We start from the raw sequence: 16,433 nt of genomic DNA on the forward strand, positions 1-16,433 counted from the left end.
AATAGTGCGAATTTAAAACCTGTAGACTTCTTCCAGCTTAAGGAAGTAATACACAGATAACGAATAAGGATGTTCATGAGTTCCCCCGAATTATCACAGCCAGCCTTAAACCGCGCGATGACCGAAGCCGTGGAATTCGTCCACGCCGAAGGCTGGGACGCTCGGCCCACCATCTTCGCGCTGGTTCCCACCCACTTGGTAGCCGATCAGCTTGCCGCGCTCGATGAAGAGGATGCCGCGCCGCTTACCCTCATCGTGCAAGATAATGTGCCCGAAAACATTGAGCCCGGTTCTGAGCAGCTGGCCGATTATGTCTCCCGCCTGGCCTGGCCCCGGGAGGTTGCCGGCGTCATCTTGGCCCAAGAAATTAAGTTCCGCGATACCTCCAGCGAGGACCCCTCCCCTCGCCCGGCGCGCCTTTATTCCGGGGCGCTGCGAGAGGAAGGCATCGAAACCACCTTGCTGCAGCTGCGCCCCACCGAGGAAGAGCTGGAAGCGGCCGGGCCGTTCGCAGAGGATGACATCCAGCTACGCGGCGGCCCCCAGGTAGCTCCGGGGGTCATTGCGGCCTTGCGCTATGGGCTGAACCAAGACCCGGATGAGCTAGATTAGACTGAAGTGACAATTCTCGCCTGCGACTAAGGAGCATTTTCCTACCGTGCGACGCACTACTCTCACTCGCCTGACCGCCACCCGCACCACCGCAGCAGCGCTTCTGCTGGGTGTAGGCGTGAGCACTGCCGCTTGTTCCTCGGACGATGCCGCGCCTGCCGACGCCCCCGTGGAAACCACCACCGCCGGCGCCAAGTCCACCGCCCCAGCGGCAGATACCGCTGAGGAAACCAGCACCGCCTCTAGCTCCTCCACCGTTGAGTCCAGCGCTGAATCGAGCGCGGCGGAAAGCTCGGAGGCGTCGGAGGGGGCGTCGGCAAGCAAGGAGCCCGGAACCGAAAAGTTGGAAAAGTCTGTGGCCAAGGCCTATGACATCTTTGCTCCGGTAGCGCCCAAGGAGCTTTTCGCCCTCTTTGACCGCTGCGATTCCACGGGCGGGGACGATTCCTACAACTGCTCTGGGCCAGAGGTAGGCCAGTTCCAGTTCTTCCGCTCGCACTCCAAGGCGAAGCAAACCACGCAGGTGCTTACCGAGCTGCGCAGCTCGCAGGTCATTGAGGATGACGGCGACCGCGTCGTAGGCTGGTCCACCTTGGGAACCACCGCGGTCATTACCGTAGTGGACAATAAAGAAGGCATGGTCATGCAACAGATGATCTCCTCCGACCAGGAAGACCCGGAAGAGAAGATCAAGGAGTTGGGCCTCGCTAAGTAGGCCGGCTACTGGCAGGTTTTAATATCCTTGCCGTCCGCGAAGTCCTTCATTGTGGACACTGCCTCTTCCAAGGTGGAAACTTCCGCGATGGGCATATCGCCGTGGTCGCTCGCGGCGGCCTCGGAGCAATTATCCTTTGGCGCGAGGAAGAGCTCCGCTCCGGCCTCGTGCGCCGCGGCGATTTTATGTTGGATGCCGCCAATGGGGCCTATCTCACCGTCTTCCTGAATAGTGCCCGTACCGGCCACGAACTTGCCGCCGGTGAGATCTTCCTCGTTGAGCTTATCGATAACCGCTAGGGTAAACATCATGCCAGCGGAGGGCCCGCCAATATCCTGCAGGTTGTATTTGACCTTAATATCGTCTTGCGGGACCGAGAGCATGGCGATGCCCAGCATTGCCTGCCCCTTTTGCTGGGGATTCTCCCCGAGCTCGATCTCTTCTTCTTGCTCAGTGCCGCCACGCTTGACGGTCAGCGTGGCCTTATCGCCAGGGCTTTTCTGCTTGATGACGTCCTGGACCTCGCCTGGCTCCGAGACCTCCTTGCCGTCGACTGCGGTTATGACATCGTCCTTTTTCAGCGTGCCCTGCGCCGCACCCTCATCCAAAACTTCCGCGATGGTGATCTTCACCGGCAGGTGGAGGTAATCCATTGCGGCGACAGTCGCGGCAGACTCGGACTGGGTAAAGGCCTGCTTATTGGACTCTTCTACCTCTTTATCGCTCATGTTCTGCGGAATGACGGTATCGATGGGCACGATCGTGTCATCAGTCATCATCCAGCGGCCCAGCGCCTGCGCCAGGGTCATATTGGTGCGCACAGAGACCGTGGTCATATTGAGGTGGCCATCCGTGTCATAGGTTTTCGGCGCCTGAACATCAACGACCTGAGTGCCGTCGACCTCCCCCAACGTGTCCACCGTGGGACCGGGTCCCTCAGCGGCATAAGGCACGGTCAAAGACACATCGGTGCCGGGGATATGGTCAAGCGATACCAACGCACCGGTGAGGACGACGGGGATGGCACCCCAGGCGATGGTGCGGACGCGACGGCTAGCAGGAGAATTCACGGATCAATACCCTACAACCTTTGCCGTAGTGTTCGCTGTCAGCGTAGCGGGGATCATGGAAAGTAGCCGGATGGTGCCGGTAGATTAGGACGCATGAGCAACGGATTCGGTTTTTCTTTCCCCAATAACGATGACGACGATAATGACGGACGTCGTGACCAGAACCCGTTCGGCGCATTCGGCGGCGCTAATGGTGGCGGCCTCGGTGACATGCTGAACCAGTTCGGTCAGATGCTATCCGGCATGGGCTCTTCCATGAACTCGCCGGAAAACTCCGGCCCAGTCAATTACGACATGGCTAAGCGCATCGCCCTGCAGCAAATCTCGCAGTCCAAGGCGGTAAGCGCGGACGATACCAAGGCTGTAGAGGAATCCGTCCGCTTGGCGGAGCTCTGGCTTGATGACGCCACCTATTTGCCCACCGCCTCCGGCACGGCCAAGGCCTGGGATTCCAAGCAGTGGTTGGAAGAGACCATGCCGGCGTGGCAGCGCATGGTCACCCCGGTGGCCGAGCACATGAATGATGCTCAGCTGGATTCCATGCCGGAACAAGCGCGCGAGATGATGGGCCCCATGACCAAGATGATGAACCAGATGTCTGGCATGAATTTTGGCATGCAGCTCGGCCACGCCTTGGGAGATTTGGCCTCCCAGGCGCTGACCGGTTCCGATTTCGGCCTGCCCATCGCCCCAGCCAATACCGTGGCACTGTTGCCACAGACCATCCAGAAGGTCGCCCGCGAGCTTAATGTTCCTGGCCAGGAGGTGCTGGTTTATATTGCCGCACGCGAGGCTGCCCGCCAGCGACTGTTTAAGCACGTGCCTTGGTTGGTAGAGCGCATCGTCTCCTCCGTGGAGGAATATGCCATTGGCCTGGTCATTGATACTTCCCACTTGGAGGAAGTCACCCGCGAACTCAACCTCGAGTCCGGCGATCCACAGGCAATCCAGGATGCGATGAGCAAGTTGCAGGGCATGGACCTCTCCCCGCGCATTACCTCCAAGAACACTGCGGCCGCCTCTCGCCTCGAGACCCTATTGGCCTTGGTAGAAGGCTGGGCCGAGCACGTGGTTACTGAGGCACTGGGCGAGCGCATCCCGTCGACCTCGAAGCTGACCCAGGCATGGGCACACCGCCGCAGCACCGGTGGTTCCGCCGAGAATGCCTTCAGCAAGGTGGTTGGCATCGAGCTCAATGCCCCTAAGGTTTCTGAAGCTGCAGAGCTATGGCGCCGCGCCACCGTGGCCGTGGGCGCGGAAAAGCGCGATAAGGCTTGGGATCACCCGGACTTCCTGCCCACTGCGGAGCACCTCGATAACCCGGCCGCCTTCATCGACTCCCTGTTGGACGAAGGCCCGGATGAGGGCTTCGAAGAAGAGTTTGCCAAGCTGGAGGAAATGCTGAAGAACGGCGAGGATTCCTCTACCGCGCAGGGCGACGAGTCCACGGATTCCGAGAAGCCGGAACGCAAAGACGACAAGAAGGACAAGGGCAACGAGGACGAAGAGAACTAGCAGCCCCAGCGCTGATAGGCCTCAAGATAGCCCTTCGCCCGCTCAGCGTGGGGCGCCCTGTCCGCCCACTGCCAAAAATCCCGCCCATGGCGCGGGATGAAGGTGTGGGTGAGCTCGTGAATGATCACTGAATCCAGCACATAGTCCGGCACGTGTTGCAGCCGATCACTGAGCCGAATATCCGCGGTGGAGGTAGTACAGCTACCCCACCGCGTATTTTGATTGCTCACCCACCGAATAGAGCCGATGGTTGCACGGCCATCTAAATACGCCGCGTTGAGCCGCCGCGCACGTTCCTCGAGCTGGGCGTCCGTGCGGCGGCCACTGCCCTGTTTCTTCTCCACCCGCGCCAACATGTCTGCGACGGCATCGCGCTCATCCCGCGCGGACATCCACGCGGGAATGCGTACCTCGAGCACCCCGGATACCATGCGCGCCTGCACGGTTTTCTTCCGCTTGGCAGAGCGAATGACTTTGACCTCTGGGGGCTGCGGTGCGGTGGGCTGCGTACTCGACATGACAGGTGATTGTACCTGTGGTGCAATGGAGACCACATACTTCGGGGGAAGGGGTTAAAAGCGTGGGGATTTCTGCCACCCAAGTGGTCTTGGCGCCAGGCAGCGCAGTTTTGTGCCGCGAGGAAACGGTGATCCAATTTGGCATGGATGCCACCCGCGTTGGGGTTGCGGAAACTGGAAGCGCGCTCACCGTCGCGACGGCTTTCAACACCGCTCGCGAACCAGTGTCCCCGGAGGACTTATCTGAACGGCTGCGTGCTGCAGGGCTTGAGAAGGCGGCGGCGCTGAGCCTCATTGAAGACGCGCTGGACTACGGCATCCTCTGGCCACACAACGAGGCCGATGCCAAGGCAGACACCATTGTCCTCATGGGAGGATCCACCTTGGCGGAGAGGCTCCGCGCGCGCCTTGAGGCGGATGGCTTCCAGGTCCGCATCCCGTTGGAGGAAGACAATGTCTTTTCCTATATCCACGACCTCGACGGCATGTATCCAGTACTCGCTGTGGACCAGCTGCACTGCCCACTGGATTGTGCGAATGCACTCGCGGGCACAGGCACTACGTGGATTCCGGTATCTTTGCTGGACAATCGTGGCGTCATCGGGCCTGTACGGCTGCGGGGCCAAGGACCGTGCCCATTGTGTGCGCACTTGGCCCGCGTGGATATGGACCCACTGTGGAATATCATCAGCACTCAGCTCACCCGCGTGCGCCGCACTCCAGAAGCCGTGGTGCTCGATGCTGTTACGGCGCATACACAAGTGATCATCCGGCGGCTGATGGGGCGGCCGCTGCCGCCAGGCGCACCGACCGCAAAGTCGCGCCCCGGACAGCAGTGGGAGGTCGATGTCTACGGACACCATCAGCAGCGCACCGTCATTGCGCATCCACGCTGCCCGGTGTGCTTCGGCGGCAAGACCAACCTGGCTAGCTGCGAACCGAACGAATAACCTCTAGTACTTGGGCGCCGTAGCGCTCCAGCTTGCTAGGGCCTACGCCAGAAATGGAGAGCATCTCTGCCTCATCGGAGGGCAGTTCCTCCGAAATCGCCTGCAGGGTGGCATCGGAAAAGATGACATAGGCCGGAACCTTTTCCTGGCGCGCAATCTGGGACCGCCACGAGCGTAAGGCGGCAAAGACCTCTTCATCGCCGCCGCCTTCACAATCTTCATGGCGGCCTATGACCTTTTCCGCCGGTGTTCCCAGCGGACCAGAGCACACGCGGCAGCGCTTCGGGCGGCGTGAGCGAGACCCACTGCCGGAGGCATCTTCGGCCGCCGGAACGATGCCATCGAGGAAGCGCGTGCGCTCGCGCGAAGCCCGCGAGCCGGTAGTCTTCGCCAGCGCCCATGACAGTGCGAGGTGCTCACGGGCGCGGGTAATACCCACGTAGAAAAGGCGGCGCTCCTCTTCTACCTGTTCGTCGCCAGCCTTGATGGCATGGTTGATGGGCATAAGCTTTTCCGTTAGCCCCACGAGGAATACAGCGTCCCATTCCAAGCCCTTGGCGGCGTGCACGGTAGCCAGCGTAACGCCTTCCATGGCTGGGGCCTGCTTATCGGTAGAGCGCCGGCGCAACTCCCCCAGCACCCCGTTGAGATCGATGCCAGGAGTGGATTCCACAATCTTTTCAATGAGCCCAACCAGTGCGTTGAGGGACTGCCAGCGCTCGCGGGCCTGGGCGCCCTGCGGCTCGGTGGAACTCAAGCCTAGCTCGACAAACGCGGCGCGGGCAATCGCCACTGGGTCATCCGGCAGGTCCTCGCGGCGGGTCGCGGCGATGAGCACGCGGATCGCCTCCAGGATTTCCGGGCGGCGGAAAAAGCCCTCGCCGCCGCGGACTTGGTAAACCACTCCGGCGTCGGCAAGCGCCTGCTCAAACTGCTCCGACTGGGCATTGATGCGGTAAAGGATGGCAATCTCGGAGGCCGGCACGCCCTGATCCAGCAGCGTGAGGACCTGGCCGGCCACCTCCTGGGCTTCAATCTCTTCGGACCCATAGGCTTTAAAGGTGGGCTCGGGCCCAGGCTCGCGCATGCCTTGCAGCTCCAAGCGCGTGCCAGCTGCGCGGCCGGTGGCCTTGCCGATGACCCGGTTGGCCAGGTCAGTTACCTGCGGCGTGGAGCGGTAGTCGCGCTGCAGCTTGACCACGGTGCCATCCGGGTACGTGCGCGAGAAATTAAGCAGATAGTCCGGGGAGGCGCCGTTGAAAGAATAAATGGTCTGGTTGGCATCGCCCACCACGGTAAGGTCATCGCGCTCGCCCAACCAAGCGTTGAGCACCCGCTGCTGCAGCGGGGTAACATCCTGGTACTCATCGACGACAAAGGTGCGGTACTGCTCGCGGAAGGTCTCCGCAATCGCCGGCACATTCTCGATGGCACCTGCGATGTGCATGAGGAGGTCATCGAAGTCCAAGTGCATCATGTCCGGCGTGGCCTTGGACTGCTCGTAGCGGCGGAAGGCCTCTGCTACCTTCGCCGGATCGGCCGGTGCACTGCGGTCTGTATTCGCGATCACGGACTCATAATCTTCGGCACTGACCAGCGCGGACTTAGCCCACTCGATCTCCGCCAGGACGTCTCGAATCATGTCCTTGGAATTATCCAGCCCCACCGAGCGCACCGCGCGGGCAACTAGGGGGAATTTATTATCCAGCAGCTGCCACGGAAGATCTCCTGCTACCTGCGGCCAGAAATACTTCAACTGGCGGCGCGCCGCCGCGTGGAAGGTCTGCGCCTGCACGCCGGCCACGCCCATGGTGCGCAGGCGATCGCGCATTTCTCCGGCCGCTCGCGCCGTGAAGGTCACCGCAAGCACGCGCTGCGGGCTCACAAAACCCTGGTCCACCAAGTTGGCAATGCGATAGGTAATAGTGCGGGTCTTGCCCGTACCCGCGCCGGCCAAGATGCACACGGGCCCGCGCGGCGCCGTGGCCGCGCGCAGCTGATCTTCATCCAGCAGGGACAAATCCGGCTTAGTCACCGTGATACCACTCCATAATCATCGTGTGTGCAATTGAACCCGGACGTGGAAGCTTTAGCTCAAGGAGCTCGGCGCGCTCCACCCACCGGATTTCTTCCAATTCCCCATCAGTATGGCAGGTGGGGTGGACATCAGCCGTGCGCGCACAAAAGCCCAGCATGAGGGAGCCACTCGGTGGCCACGCCTGCGAGCCCCAGTAGCGAATATCATCCACCCTGCGCCCGGTTTCTTCTAGGGCCTCGCGCGCAAAAGCTGCTTCCGCGGCCTCGCCCGGCTCAACGTAACCGGCGATCAGGGAGAAAAAGCTAGTGCGGCGGCGATTGCGCGCCAGCAAAATCCGATCGGTGCCGCTGAGGCGAATAAGCCCGATGACGGCAGGATCTAGGCGCGGGAAGACCATCCGGCGCTCGTCCAAAGGATCGCGCCCCACGATTCCCGGTGCTGGGTAGTCCAGCTTGTGACCGGTGCGCGGATCAAAGCGCTGCTCGCGCCGATTGCGGATCAGCGCAATGGCTTGCAAAATTACCGGCTGGTCCGCAAAGAACGTTGCGCTTTCCAGTCGGCCCAGCTCGCTAGCACCGTCTTCCGGATACGCGCACGCCCGCAGGGTACCTAGGTCCACTACTGCATGCTTGCCGACGTCCCCGGGAACCTTCTCCACCAGCACCGGTTCCCCCGCTGCAGTAACCGGTACCTGGCCGTGAGGGGTTACTGGGAGGAACATTTAATCCTCATCATCATCGTCCATGACCTCGATGGGCTGTTCCATCTCATGCTTGATGTAGAGCAGGCGGTCGCCCGGCTTCAGCGCGGAGGCATCCGCGGTATCCACGCGGTGCAGCTCGTTATTGCGCAAAACAGCCAACACAATATCTGCTAGGTGGCGTGGGTTGGAGCCCACCTCGAATTCGCGCACGGCGCGCTCGGCTACGGAGAAACCCTCGTTGGGTGAGAGCAGATCTTCCATCATCTCCACCACCGTCGGGGTGACGGTGGCCAAGCCTAGCAGTCGGCCGGCCGTCTCAGCGGAGGTGACCACGGAATCTGCACCGGATTGGAGCAACAGGTGACGGTTTTCGGACTCGCGCACCGACGCCACGATCTTGGCCTTGGGCGCAAGCTCTCGCACGGAGAGGCAGCACAGCACCGCGGTATCGTCCGTGGATGGGGTAACGACGATGGAGCTGGCGTGCTCTACCCCAGCGATCTTTAGCACGTCCTGCTTGGTGCCGGAACCAAAGATGGTGACCAATCCGTGGTGCTCGGCGTGAGCGAGGGACGCACGGTTGGTATCGATGACCACGATCTGGGAGGACGGAACATCATCGGCCAGCAGCGCGGCCACGGCTCCGGCGCCCTTGGTGCCATAACCGATAACGACGGTGTGGTTACGCAATTGCTTTCTCCAGTTCTGGATTTGGAAAGTACGGCGGGCCTTATCCGTCAACACGGACAAGGTCGCGCCGACCAATAAAACAAGGAAGATCAGGCGGGCAGGGGTAATAAGCACTAAGTTAATGAACCTGGCCTGCGGGGACACGGGCACGATATCGCCGTAACCCACGGTGGTCAGCGACACCGCCGCATAGTAGGCGGAGTCCAATAACGACATGTCCTCGCTATACCCACCGCCGTCCACATAGACCACGATGGTCACGAAGACAACGATGCCAAAAGCCCACAGCACACGCTTGCCCAGCTGACGCCACGGGCTGGAATTTTCATCCCTCGGCACCGTAATGACATCAATGAGCGCGTGATCCGGCTGCGAGGACAGCTCGACCTGCGGCAAGAAGCGACTTCTAAAGCGTGACTTCATTGCCTGCGCACGTTTTTTGGCCACTAGTCCAGCCTTCTTTTCTGGTCTCGAATGATTGTCCAAGAGATTGCGCGCTTACGCAACCGCCCACATACCTTAGCCCTTGTGGTGCTCAACTGACGATTCAAGGAGTTTCTTCAGCTCTTCCCCACGCGGAAGGTGGGCAGGCTCGAAGGTATAGCCATCGTGCACATAATAAAATGCGGCACGAATCTTTTCCCCGCCGTGGATGCGGCGCCAGGCCTCTGCATACACCGCTAGCTGTATCTTGGCAGCATCCATGGCTTCTCCCTGGGGTGGGCGGCCGGTCTTCCAGTCCACCACCATCCAGGTGCCATCCTCCAAGCGGAATACCGCATCCATGCGCCCGCGCACCACGGACTCACCAATAGTGATTTCAAAGGGCGCCTCCACGTGCTCCGGCTGGCGCTCGGCCCACTCGGAGTTCAGGAAGGCTTGCTTGAGCTCTTCCAAATCGAAGTCCTCCGGCTCATCGATTCCCGGAAGTTCTTCCTCGCCCAATAGCGCCGGGCTGCCGAAGCGGTCCTCCAACCACGCGTGGAAGGCGGTACCGCGCTTGGCATAGGAATTCGGCTTAAACGGCACGGGGCGGCGCTGCCTGCGGGCAAACTGAAGCGGGTCTGCCCGCAGCGCAACCATGTCGGAGGCGGTCAGCTCGCTGGGTAGCTCAACGTCTACCACCGGCTGTTGCAGGGCCTTGTACTCCTCAATGAGAGCGTCAGCTTCCTGCTCCCATAACTCAAAGGTTTCACCCCGGCTCAAATCTGGGAGTTCCTCCATTGCTGCAAGGACTAGGTCCGCACCGGCGACTGCCTCTGGGCTAGCCTCAAGCGCTGGGAATTGTGCGCTCTCCCCAAAATCCTCCTCGGAAGGCTCGTCGGGGACGGACCACTCCACCACGTACTGCGGGAATTGCTCTTTCAGGCGCTCTAGGTATTCATAAGGAACTTTCTTCTTCTTTCCATTGGCGTTATTGGTGCCCGAGCCGGTAACGGTCAGGGTAGATTCGGTACGCGTCAGCGCCACATAAAAAAGGCGCGCCGATTCTTCCGCCTTGATGGCGCTATCCGCTTTCTTAAACTCCTCGCACGCGTTTTGGAAATGCGAGCGCTTTTGGGCATCCTCTGGGACCTCAATATAGTCATCGTCTCCCGGGACCTTATCGATCCTGGACAAGAAGGTCTCTGCTTGTGCGCTATAGCTGGACGAATCCGCATGCACCACGCAGACGTGTTCCCATTCCAAGCCCTTGGCCTTGTGCGCGGTCATAATCTGCACGCGGTCAGTGGCCGCGGGAACCTCGCCAAGGTCTAGGCCATCTTCCTTTTCGAGCGCTAACGCAAAGTAATCCAAGAGCGCATACAAAGAATCACCGTGGAAGCCCGCGACGATATCGGCAAATTTATCCAGATGTGTCGCGCCCCCCGCGCTTCCACGTGCAAGGACTTCGGTGCGGATATTAAACAATGCTTCAATATCGGCGAAGATATCCACCAGCGGTTTGGAGAGAGAATAGGTGCGTAGGTGTCGCAGTTTGGCAGAAACCTCTTCCATACGGGCGAGGCCTTGCGGGGTATAGCGGTCTCTCTCACCTAGATCGGCCAGGGCGTCGGCAAGGCCGACGCGCTGGTCCGGCTCTTCAGCGGTGGCATCTTCCAGCTGCGCACGCAGGTAGTCTTCCGGGTCCATCCCCGGCTCCCAGCGCAAGCGCTCCTCCCTCGCGCCGGCCAGATTTCGTTGGCGGGAAGCAAGCGCTTGAATATCGCTAATTCCCAGGCCACAGATGGGCCCTGCCAGCACCCGCACTGCCGCAGGCAAGTCTTCTGGGCGCACGAGCATGGTGGCAATAGCTACGAGGTCCTGGATTTCTGGCTGCCACAACAGGCCACCGAGACCAATGATTTCATTGGGTACGCCCGCTTTGTCTAGCGCCGCAGCGATGGGGGCGGAGTGCCTATTTTTACGCACCAAAACCGCCGCGCTGAAAGTATCTCCCTCGCGCTTTTCCCACTGCTCTTTCAGGTACTCGGCAACGAATTCACGCTCACGAACTTCGCTGTCGAAGTACGCCAACTGGATGTCACCTTCGCCCTTATGCGGCGCGGCAGAAAGCTCGTCCACGGGACGTTCAACGCCTTCGAATACGCCCTCCGCCACGGAGTTAGCCAAGTCCAGCGCACCAGAGGGGTTGCGCCACGAGGTGGTCAACTGGTCCTTCGGAGCGGGTGTGCCCGGCGCGACCGGGAAGTCCTCCACGAAGGCAGTGAGGTTTTCAGAAGTCGCACCACGCCACCCGTAGATGGCCTGCATTGGATCACCCACGGCCGTCACAGAAAGATCCTTTTGCTCCCCTCCGAACAGGCTTCGTAGAAGCACGCGCTGGGCATAGGAGGTGTCTTGGTACTCGTCTAGCATGACGACCTTATAGCGCTGGGATTGTTGCTTGCCCACCACAGGATGGTCGCGCGCTACGCGGGCAGCGACGGCCATCTGCTCGCCAAAGGTGATGACTTGTCGCTCGGATTGTTCCTTTTTCAGGGCCTCCAGCAGCGGCACGTACTGCACGCGGCGCTCCTGTGTGTGGATATAGTCCAGCAACGTCTTTGAGTATTCGGGGCCATTCTTTTGGGATTTATCGAGGTTATCGATGTCCGCCCGAAAATCGCGGGCATGCTCGGCGATGTGACTCGTGTCCTTGAGCCCATTATCGATGTCTTGGCTGAATTTCAGCAGGGTCTCGGTAATCTTGGCTAGGGCGCGATCATCCTCCAGCTGGCCGGTGTAATTGCGCACCACGTCATAGGCCAAGGAATAACGCTCGGCCTCGGTGATGATGCGTGCGGTGGGCTCTACCGGAACCAAGAGCCCGTATTCACGGACGAGTTCTCCCGCGTAGGAGTCATAGGTGGCTACCTTCGGCGCGATGTTTTCTAGCGCTTCTGCCACCTCGCCGCCTGGTGGGATGAGGCCGGAATCGCGCAATTTAATCAGCTGCCGCCGGATGCGCTGCTCCAGCTGTTGCGCGGCCTTACGGGTGAAGGTCAGGCCGAGAACCTGCTCCGGGCGCACATAGCCATTGGCCACCAGATACACCACGCGCGAGGCCATGGTTTCTGTCTTTCCGGCACCAGCGCCGGCAACCACGAGTTTGGGGCTAAAAGGGCCTTCGATGACATGGGCTTGTTCCTCGGTAGGCGGAAAGTCCTTGCCCAAGGCTGCAGCGATCTGCTGTGGGGAAAAATTGCTCTTAGGCATCGGTAGTCATCCTTCCTTCTTCCTGCACGGGGCAGATGGAGCGAATTGGGCACTTATCGCAGTCTTTATTGGTGCGCGCAGTGATGCGCGGGCCGCGCATCACTTCCACCAGCGGGGGCAGAAGTGCGGCGAATTCTTCTAGGGCTTCCGGCGATTTATCGCTTTGCCAAATCTCTCCAATCTTTTTGGTGGTCGCACCCGGATACACCAGCACACCGCCCTGGCGCGGCATGCCTTCGCCCTCGTGAACCTGGTGGCCGTCAAATGCGCCATGGGCAAGCGCGAGCTGATAGGTCATCAGCTGCACATGGCCCTCGCCCTCTTTCTTAGCCGGCGTGTTTCGACCCGTCTTGAGGTCCACCACCAAGTAATTTCCCTCTCCATCGCGAAGCAGACGGTCCATATAGCCGCCGATGCGCACCTCCTCGCTGACGCGTACGCCTACGGGGATTTCCACACCGGCAAGCTCTTGATTGACCTCGGATTGGCGCGCCCATTCCCGGGCGCGGTCCAACAGGGTGGAAAACTCATCGAGCTTGAAACGCAATTGCCACTGCGGTACGTCCTGAATGCGCTCGAAAGCCTCCATCACCAATAGCTTGGCCTTTTCCGCATCCATTCCGCGGCCAATGGCTTCAAAGAAGGCGTGCGCCAAAGTACCGCGGAGCAGGTGCTCCTCGGTGCTTGGGTCCTCGGCCACATTTCCTAGTACGGCCTTGAGCGGGCAGTTGAGTAATGCTTCCACTCGGGAGGGTGACAAACTGCCGCTGGTGTGCAGCGGCAGTTCAGCTGCAACGGAGCGCGCAGACCACCACTGCTCCGGGTGGGCGCCAGGGATATCGGCTGCCGCTAACCGAGCGAGCTGGCGCGCTGCTTGTTTGCGCTCAACCTCACCGGATTCCGGATTAGTAACTACGCGGCGCAATTGTGCGACAAAGGCCGGCACGGACAGCACCGCCACATCGAGGGGATCCACCTCGAGCCCGTCGCGCAATGACACGGGTGCGGGTTCGGGCACATCGAGGCCCAGTTCGCGCGGGAGTTGCGTGCGGCGCAGCGCCCGCTTTGCTTGCCGACGCGCAGCCTGGCCAGGCACGTCCACACCGCGGCCAGCGAATTCGCTAATGAAGCGCGAAGGCTCAGAGACCGTATCACCTTCCGGGTTTTCCACAGCGGCAATGAGCAGGCGCTGTCGGTGACGCGTGGTAGCGACATGGAAGAGTCGACGCTCCTCTGCCAAACGGGAGGCAACGTGGCTGACGGGGGTATCGGGATCAATATCGTGGTCGAGGAGATCGATGAGATCTTCTTGACCAAAGATGGAGCCGGTCTCCCCTAGCGAAGGCCAGCTTCCTTCCTGTGCGCCGGCCACGATGACGGTATCCCATTCGCGGCCCACGGCGCCGTGTGCAGTCAGGATCTCTACTGCCTGCGGAATAGCGGTGCGGCGGTCACGCACACCGGTGGGAAGTTCCTGTTCGGTGATGTGCGTCAGGAAGGCGCGCAGCGAGGAATCAGGGCGGCGCTCGACGTAGTCGCCTGCGGCGTCAAAAAGCGCCATCATTGCATCTAGGTCGCGGTCGGCCTGCGAGCCGGTCGCACCACCGCGCAGCGCCGAAGCCTGCAGGCGGTTATCGAGCTCGGTTGCGCTCCACACAGCCCAGAGGACCTCCTCCACCGAGGCCCCGGAGGCGAGTGCGTCCCGGCCGGCGCTTAGAACCGCGCGTACACGCTCCAGAATGGAGTATTCGCGCTCAGTAAGTTGCCCATTAAAATCTGGAAGCTCGCCATAGAGAAGACCGCGAAGGCTATCGATGCCCCGGGTGGTGGAATCCCAGCGGCGCAGACCACGAATAAGGCGGCGCAGGGTGACGGGATCGGCGCCACCCACGGGGCCGGTGAGTAATTCTTCCAACTCCGAGTTTGATAGGTCTTCCTCCAAGGCACGCAGGGCGAGCAGCACGGCGGAAACCAAACGCTGTTCGGCCAAGACGACGTCGGTAGGGCTAATGTGCACGGGCACGCCGGCGGCCAAAAGAGTGCGGCGCATCTGCCCAATATCACCGGTTGAACGAACGATGACGGCGATATCGCGCCAGGGGACACCGTCTTCTAAGTGACGGCGCCGCACGGTATTGGCTACGACGTCACGCAGCCTGCCGTCCGAATCCACAATGGAGATGCACGCCGGTGAGGGTGTGCGGTGAGGCTCGGTGAGCTCGATGTCGTGTTCAGCTGGGAAGTCCCGCAGGAAACGCGAGCTAGCACCGCGGAAGGCAAAGACGGATTGATCGGCATCGCCGCCTACCACCACGAGATCCGCCTGCGGGGCCATTTCGCGAATGAGCTTGCCCGCAGTGGGGTCAAGCAATTGCGCATCATCGACAATGATGGTGTGGAAGGGGTGCTCGCGCAGAAGCTGGGGGCGCTGAAGAACCGCGGTAACCAATTCCGCAGCGGAATAGGAATGGGCGCGGGAAAGGAGCTGCACGCGTTCGTACTCGCGCAGGAATTCACCCGCCGCGGACCACATGGGGCGGCCGTGCTCGGCACCGAGGCGCTCTAGGTCGCCCGGGCCCAGGCCGCGTTCAATGGAGCGTAAAAGGAAATCGCGCAGCTGCCGGGCGAAGCCCACATATTCCAGCGCGGGCCGCATCTCCGCGGGCCACGAGCCATGCCCGTCTTCTGCTTGGCCAGTGAGCAGCTCGCGGATGACGGCGTCCTGCTCCGCACCGGTAATAAGTCGCAGCTCTTCCTCGGCTGCTGTGCGCAGCAACGCGAATGCTAGGGAGTGTACGGAACGCACCATGGAGGTCTGTGCGGCGTAATCCTCGAGCCGCTCAGAGAGCTCGCGGCGCAGCCGGGCGCCGGATTCCTTCGAGGGAGCGATAACCAGGATGCCGGAGGGATCCGCGCCGGTCGGCCGGGCTTTATCCAAGGCATGAATGACGGTATCGATAAGGAAGCTGGACACACCGGTGCCGGCGGCACCGGTTACCTTCCAGGTACCGGATTCGGGCAGGTCAACAGGCCAACTGCGGGTCGTGGCGGACTGGGTACGGGGAACGAGGCGCACCTGCGGGGACCGTGGAAGGACCACTCCCGCACGCGCGGTGGAATGGGGGTCGTAACTCACCGCTCCAGTATGGCAGATGTCCGAGACACCAGATGCTGCTCCACCCGCTCAATGTGCGAACGCGTGTTTGAACGCGACGCGGAGTGCAGGTCATTGACATGACGGCGATACGACACAGCGCGCAACAGCAATTCCGGCATACCGGGTACATGACTAAAGCGCTGACAGATCCCATCATCGACCGCTTGGCTAATGAGCCCATCCACAATAACCAAAGCGGCCGTCCAGCCGGCCGGGCGCGGGGATTCGCTCGGCACAATGTCCACAATGCCCGGCGGGTTGGAGCCGTGGTAAACCGTAGTGGTGAGAAGAGCGGTGTGGGCGGGGATAAGGGGGACGTCGGCAAGCAGGGCTGGGCGATAAGCCTCGCCCGTTTCCTCCCAGGCGGCGCGCTCTGCGCGAGCGAAGGCATCGCTACGCTGCCCGTTGGGAAGGGGCACCTCGGCTATAGCCGCGTCGAGGCGCAACGCCATCTGTGCGGTTTCATCAATTCGCCCGCGTACTTGGCCCGGAAGAAACTGGGTAGCCTTCCACCCTGCGGCCGTGTGCCGACCATCGCTAGACAGTACCGGCCGGGAAACGCGGGCCCCCTGCATGCTGAGGCGCTCGCGCACCTTAGCCGACCAGGCGGCAAACGGACCGGCCTGGGAATAGACCACGTCGCCCACCTTGATGCCGTTATCCCACACCGGGCCCAATTGATCGCCCTGCACGCGGCGGGTACCAGTGGCACCGGTTTCCGCGTGGAAGGCGCTTAAAACATGCTCTGGGGGAAGCGGCATCCTTA

General features: G+C 61.2%; 12 protein-coding genes. 4 read left to right on the forward strand and 8 right to left on the reverse strand.

Annotation, left to right across the window (positions count from 1 at the left end):
* Positions 1-75: 75 nt before the first annotated feature.
* Together RAE04_RS02050 and RAE04_RS02055 are read left to right on the forward strand one after the other, a co-directional pair.
* Complete coding sequence (locus RAE04_RS02050; protein WP_005322346.1) at positions 76-612, forward strand: PPA1309 family protein; 537 nt, start codon at positions 76-78, stop codon at positions 610-612.
* A gap of 46 nt (positions 613-658) precedes the next feature.
* The gene (locus RAE04_RS02055) at positions 659-1,327 is read left to right on the forward strand and encodes a beta-N-acetylglucosaminidase (RefSeq protein ID WP_317026268.1); all 669 of its coding nucleotides are present in this window, start codon (positions 659-661) and stop codon (positions 1,325-1,327) included.
* Between the two features lie 5 nt (positions 1,328-1,332).
* Here the strand turns inward: RAE04_RS02055 and RAE04_RS02060 are convergent, their stop codons facing one another.
* Positions 1,333-2,397 carry a PDZ domain-containing protein gene (locus tag RAE04_RS02060; protein WP_317026269.1) on the reverse strand — a complete coding sequence of 355 codons (1,065 nt, stop codon included), beginning with the start codon at positions 2,395-2,397 and terminating at the stop codon, positions 1,333-1,335.
* A 93-nt stretch (positions 2,398-2,490) separates the two neighbouring features.
* Between RAE04_RS02060 and RAE04_RS02065 the strand changes: the two genes are divergently transcribed.
* Positions 2,491-3,912, forward strand: coding sequence for a zinc-dependent metalloprotease (locus RAE04_RS02065; RefSeq protein ID WP_317026270.1), 1,422 nt, complete (start codon positions 2,491-2,493; stop codon positions 3,910-3,912).
* Here the strand turns inward: RAE04_RS02065 and RAE04_RS02070 are convergent.
* A complete protein-coding gene (locus RAE04_RS02070; protein WP_239273486.1) occupies positions 3,909-4,430 on the reverse strand; it encodes a M48 family metallopeptidase in 522 nt (173 codons plus the stop codon). The two genes, RAE04_RS02065 and RAE04_RS02070, sit on opposite strands and share 4 nt — an antisense overlap.
* Positions 4,431-4,492: 62 nt before the next feature.
* Between RAE04_RS02070 and RAE04_RS02075 the strand changes: the two genes are divergently transcribed.
* Positions 4,493-5,380 (forward strand): hypothetical protein, encoded by an 888-nt coding sequence (locus tag RAE04_RS02075; RefSeq protein ID WP_317026271.1) that lies wholly within the window; start codon positions 4,493-4,495, stop codon positions 5,378-5,380.
* On the opposite strand, the gene RAE04_RS02080 is transcribed toward RAE04_RS02075, so the two are convergent.
* The 6 genes from RAE04_RS02080 to RAE04_RS02105 form a co-directional block, all read right to left on the reverse strand.
* On the reverse strand, positions 5,358-7,415 hold the full coding sequence (locus RAE04_RS02080) for an ATP-dependent DNA helicase UvrD2 (protein ID WP_317026272.1): 2,058 nt from the start codon (positions 7,413-7,415) through the stop codon (positions 5,358-5,360). The two genes, RAE04_RS02075 and RAE04_RS02080, sit on opposite strands and share 23 nt — an antisense overlap.
* Positions 7,408-8,139 carry an NUDIX domain-containing protein gene (locus tag RAE04_RS02085; RefSeq protein ID WP_317026273.1) on the reverse strand — a complete coding sequence of 244 codons (732 nt, stop codon included), beginning with the start codon at positions 8,137-8,139 and terminating at the stop codon, positions 7,408-7,410. Before RAE04_RS02085 ends, RAE04_RS02080 begins: the two co-directional genes overlap by 8 nt.
* Positions 8,140-9,258, reverse strand: coding sequence for a potassium channel family protein (locus tag RAE04_RS02090; protein WP_374043233.1), 1,119 nt, complete (start codon positions 9,256-9,258; stop codon positions 8,140-8,142).
* Between the two features lie 72 nt (positions 9,259-9,330).
* Positions 9,331-12,510 (reverse strand): ATP-dependent helicase, encoded by a 3,180-nt coding sequence (locus RAE04_RS02095; protein WP_317026274.1) that lies wholly within the window; start codon positions 12,508-12,510, stop codon positions 9,331-9,333.
* The gene (locus tag RAE04_RS02100) at positions 12,503-15,610 is read right to left on the reverse strand and encodes an ATP-dependent DNA helicase (RefSeq protein WP_317026459.1); all 3,108 of its coding nucleotides are present in this window, start codon (positions 15,608-15,610) and stop codon (positions 12,503-12,505) included. The genes RAE04_RS02095 and RAE04_RS02100 overlap by 8 nt, the downstream gene beginning before the upstream one ends.
* Positions 15,611-15,642: 32 nt before the next feature.
* Positions 15,643-16,428: a hypothetical protein gene (locus RAE04_RS02105; RefSeq protein WP_317026275.1), complete on the reverse strand. Its 786-nt coding sequence runs from the start codon at positions 16,426-16,428 to the stop codon at positions 15,643-15,645.
* Positions 16,429-16,433 lie beyond the last annotated feature (5 nt).

Source organism: Corynebacterium sp. CTNIH16 (assembly GCF_032821655.1).
Lineage (GTDB): Bacteria > Actinomycetota > Actinomycetes > Mycobacteriales > Mycobacteriaceae > Corynebacterium > Corynebacterium marquesiae.

What these genes read in the sequence shown, in the direction of transcription:
- RAE04_RS02050 (WP_005322346.1), top strand. Translation starts at nt 76, where the DNA reads ATGAGTTCCCCCGAATTATCACAGCCAGCCTTAAACCGCGCGATGACC.
- RAE04_RS02065 (WP_317026270.1), top strand. Translation starts at nt 2,491, where the DNA reads ATGAGCAACGGATTCGGTTTTTCTTTCCCCAATAACGATGACGACGAT.
- RAE04_RS02070 (WP_239273486.1), bottom strand. Translation starts at nt 4,430, where the DNA reads ATGTCGAGTACGCAGCCCACCGCACCGCAGCCCCCAGAGGTCAAAGTC.
- RAE04_RS02085 (WP_317026273.1), bottom strand. Translation starts at nt 8,139, where the DNA reads ATGTTCCTCCCAGTAACCCCTCACGGCCAGGTACCGGTTACTGCAGCG.
- RAE04_RS02095 (WP_317026274.1), bottom strand. Translation starts at nt 12,510, where the DNA reads ATGCCTAAGAGCAATTTTTCCCCACAGCAGATCGCTGCAGCCTTGGGC.
- RAE04_RS02105 (WP_317026275.1), bottom strand. Translation starts at nt 16,428, where the DNA reads ATGCCGCTTCCCCCAGAGCATGTTTTAAGCGCCTTCCACGCGGAAACC.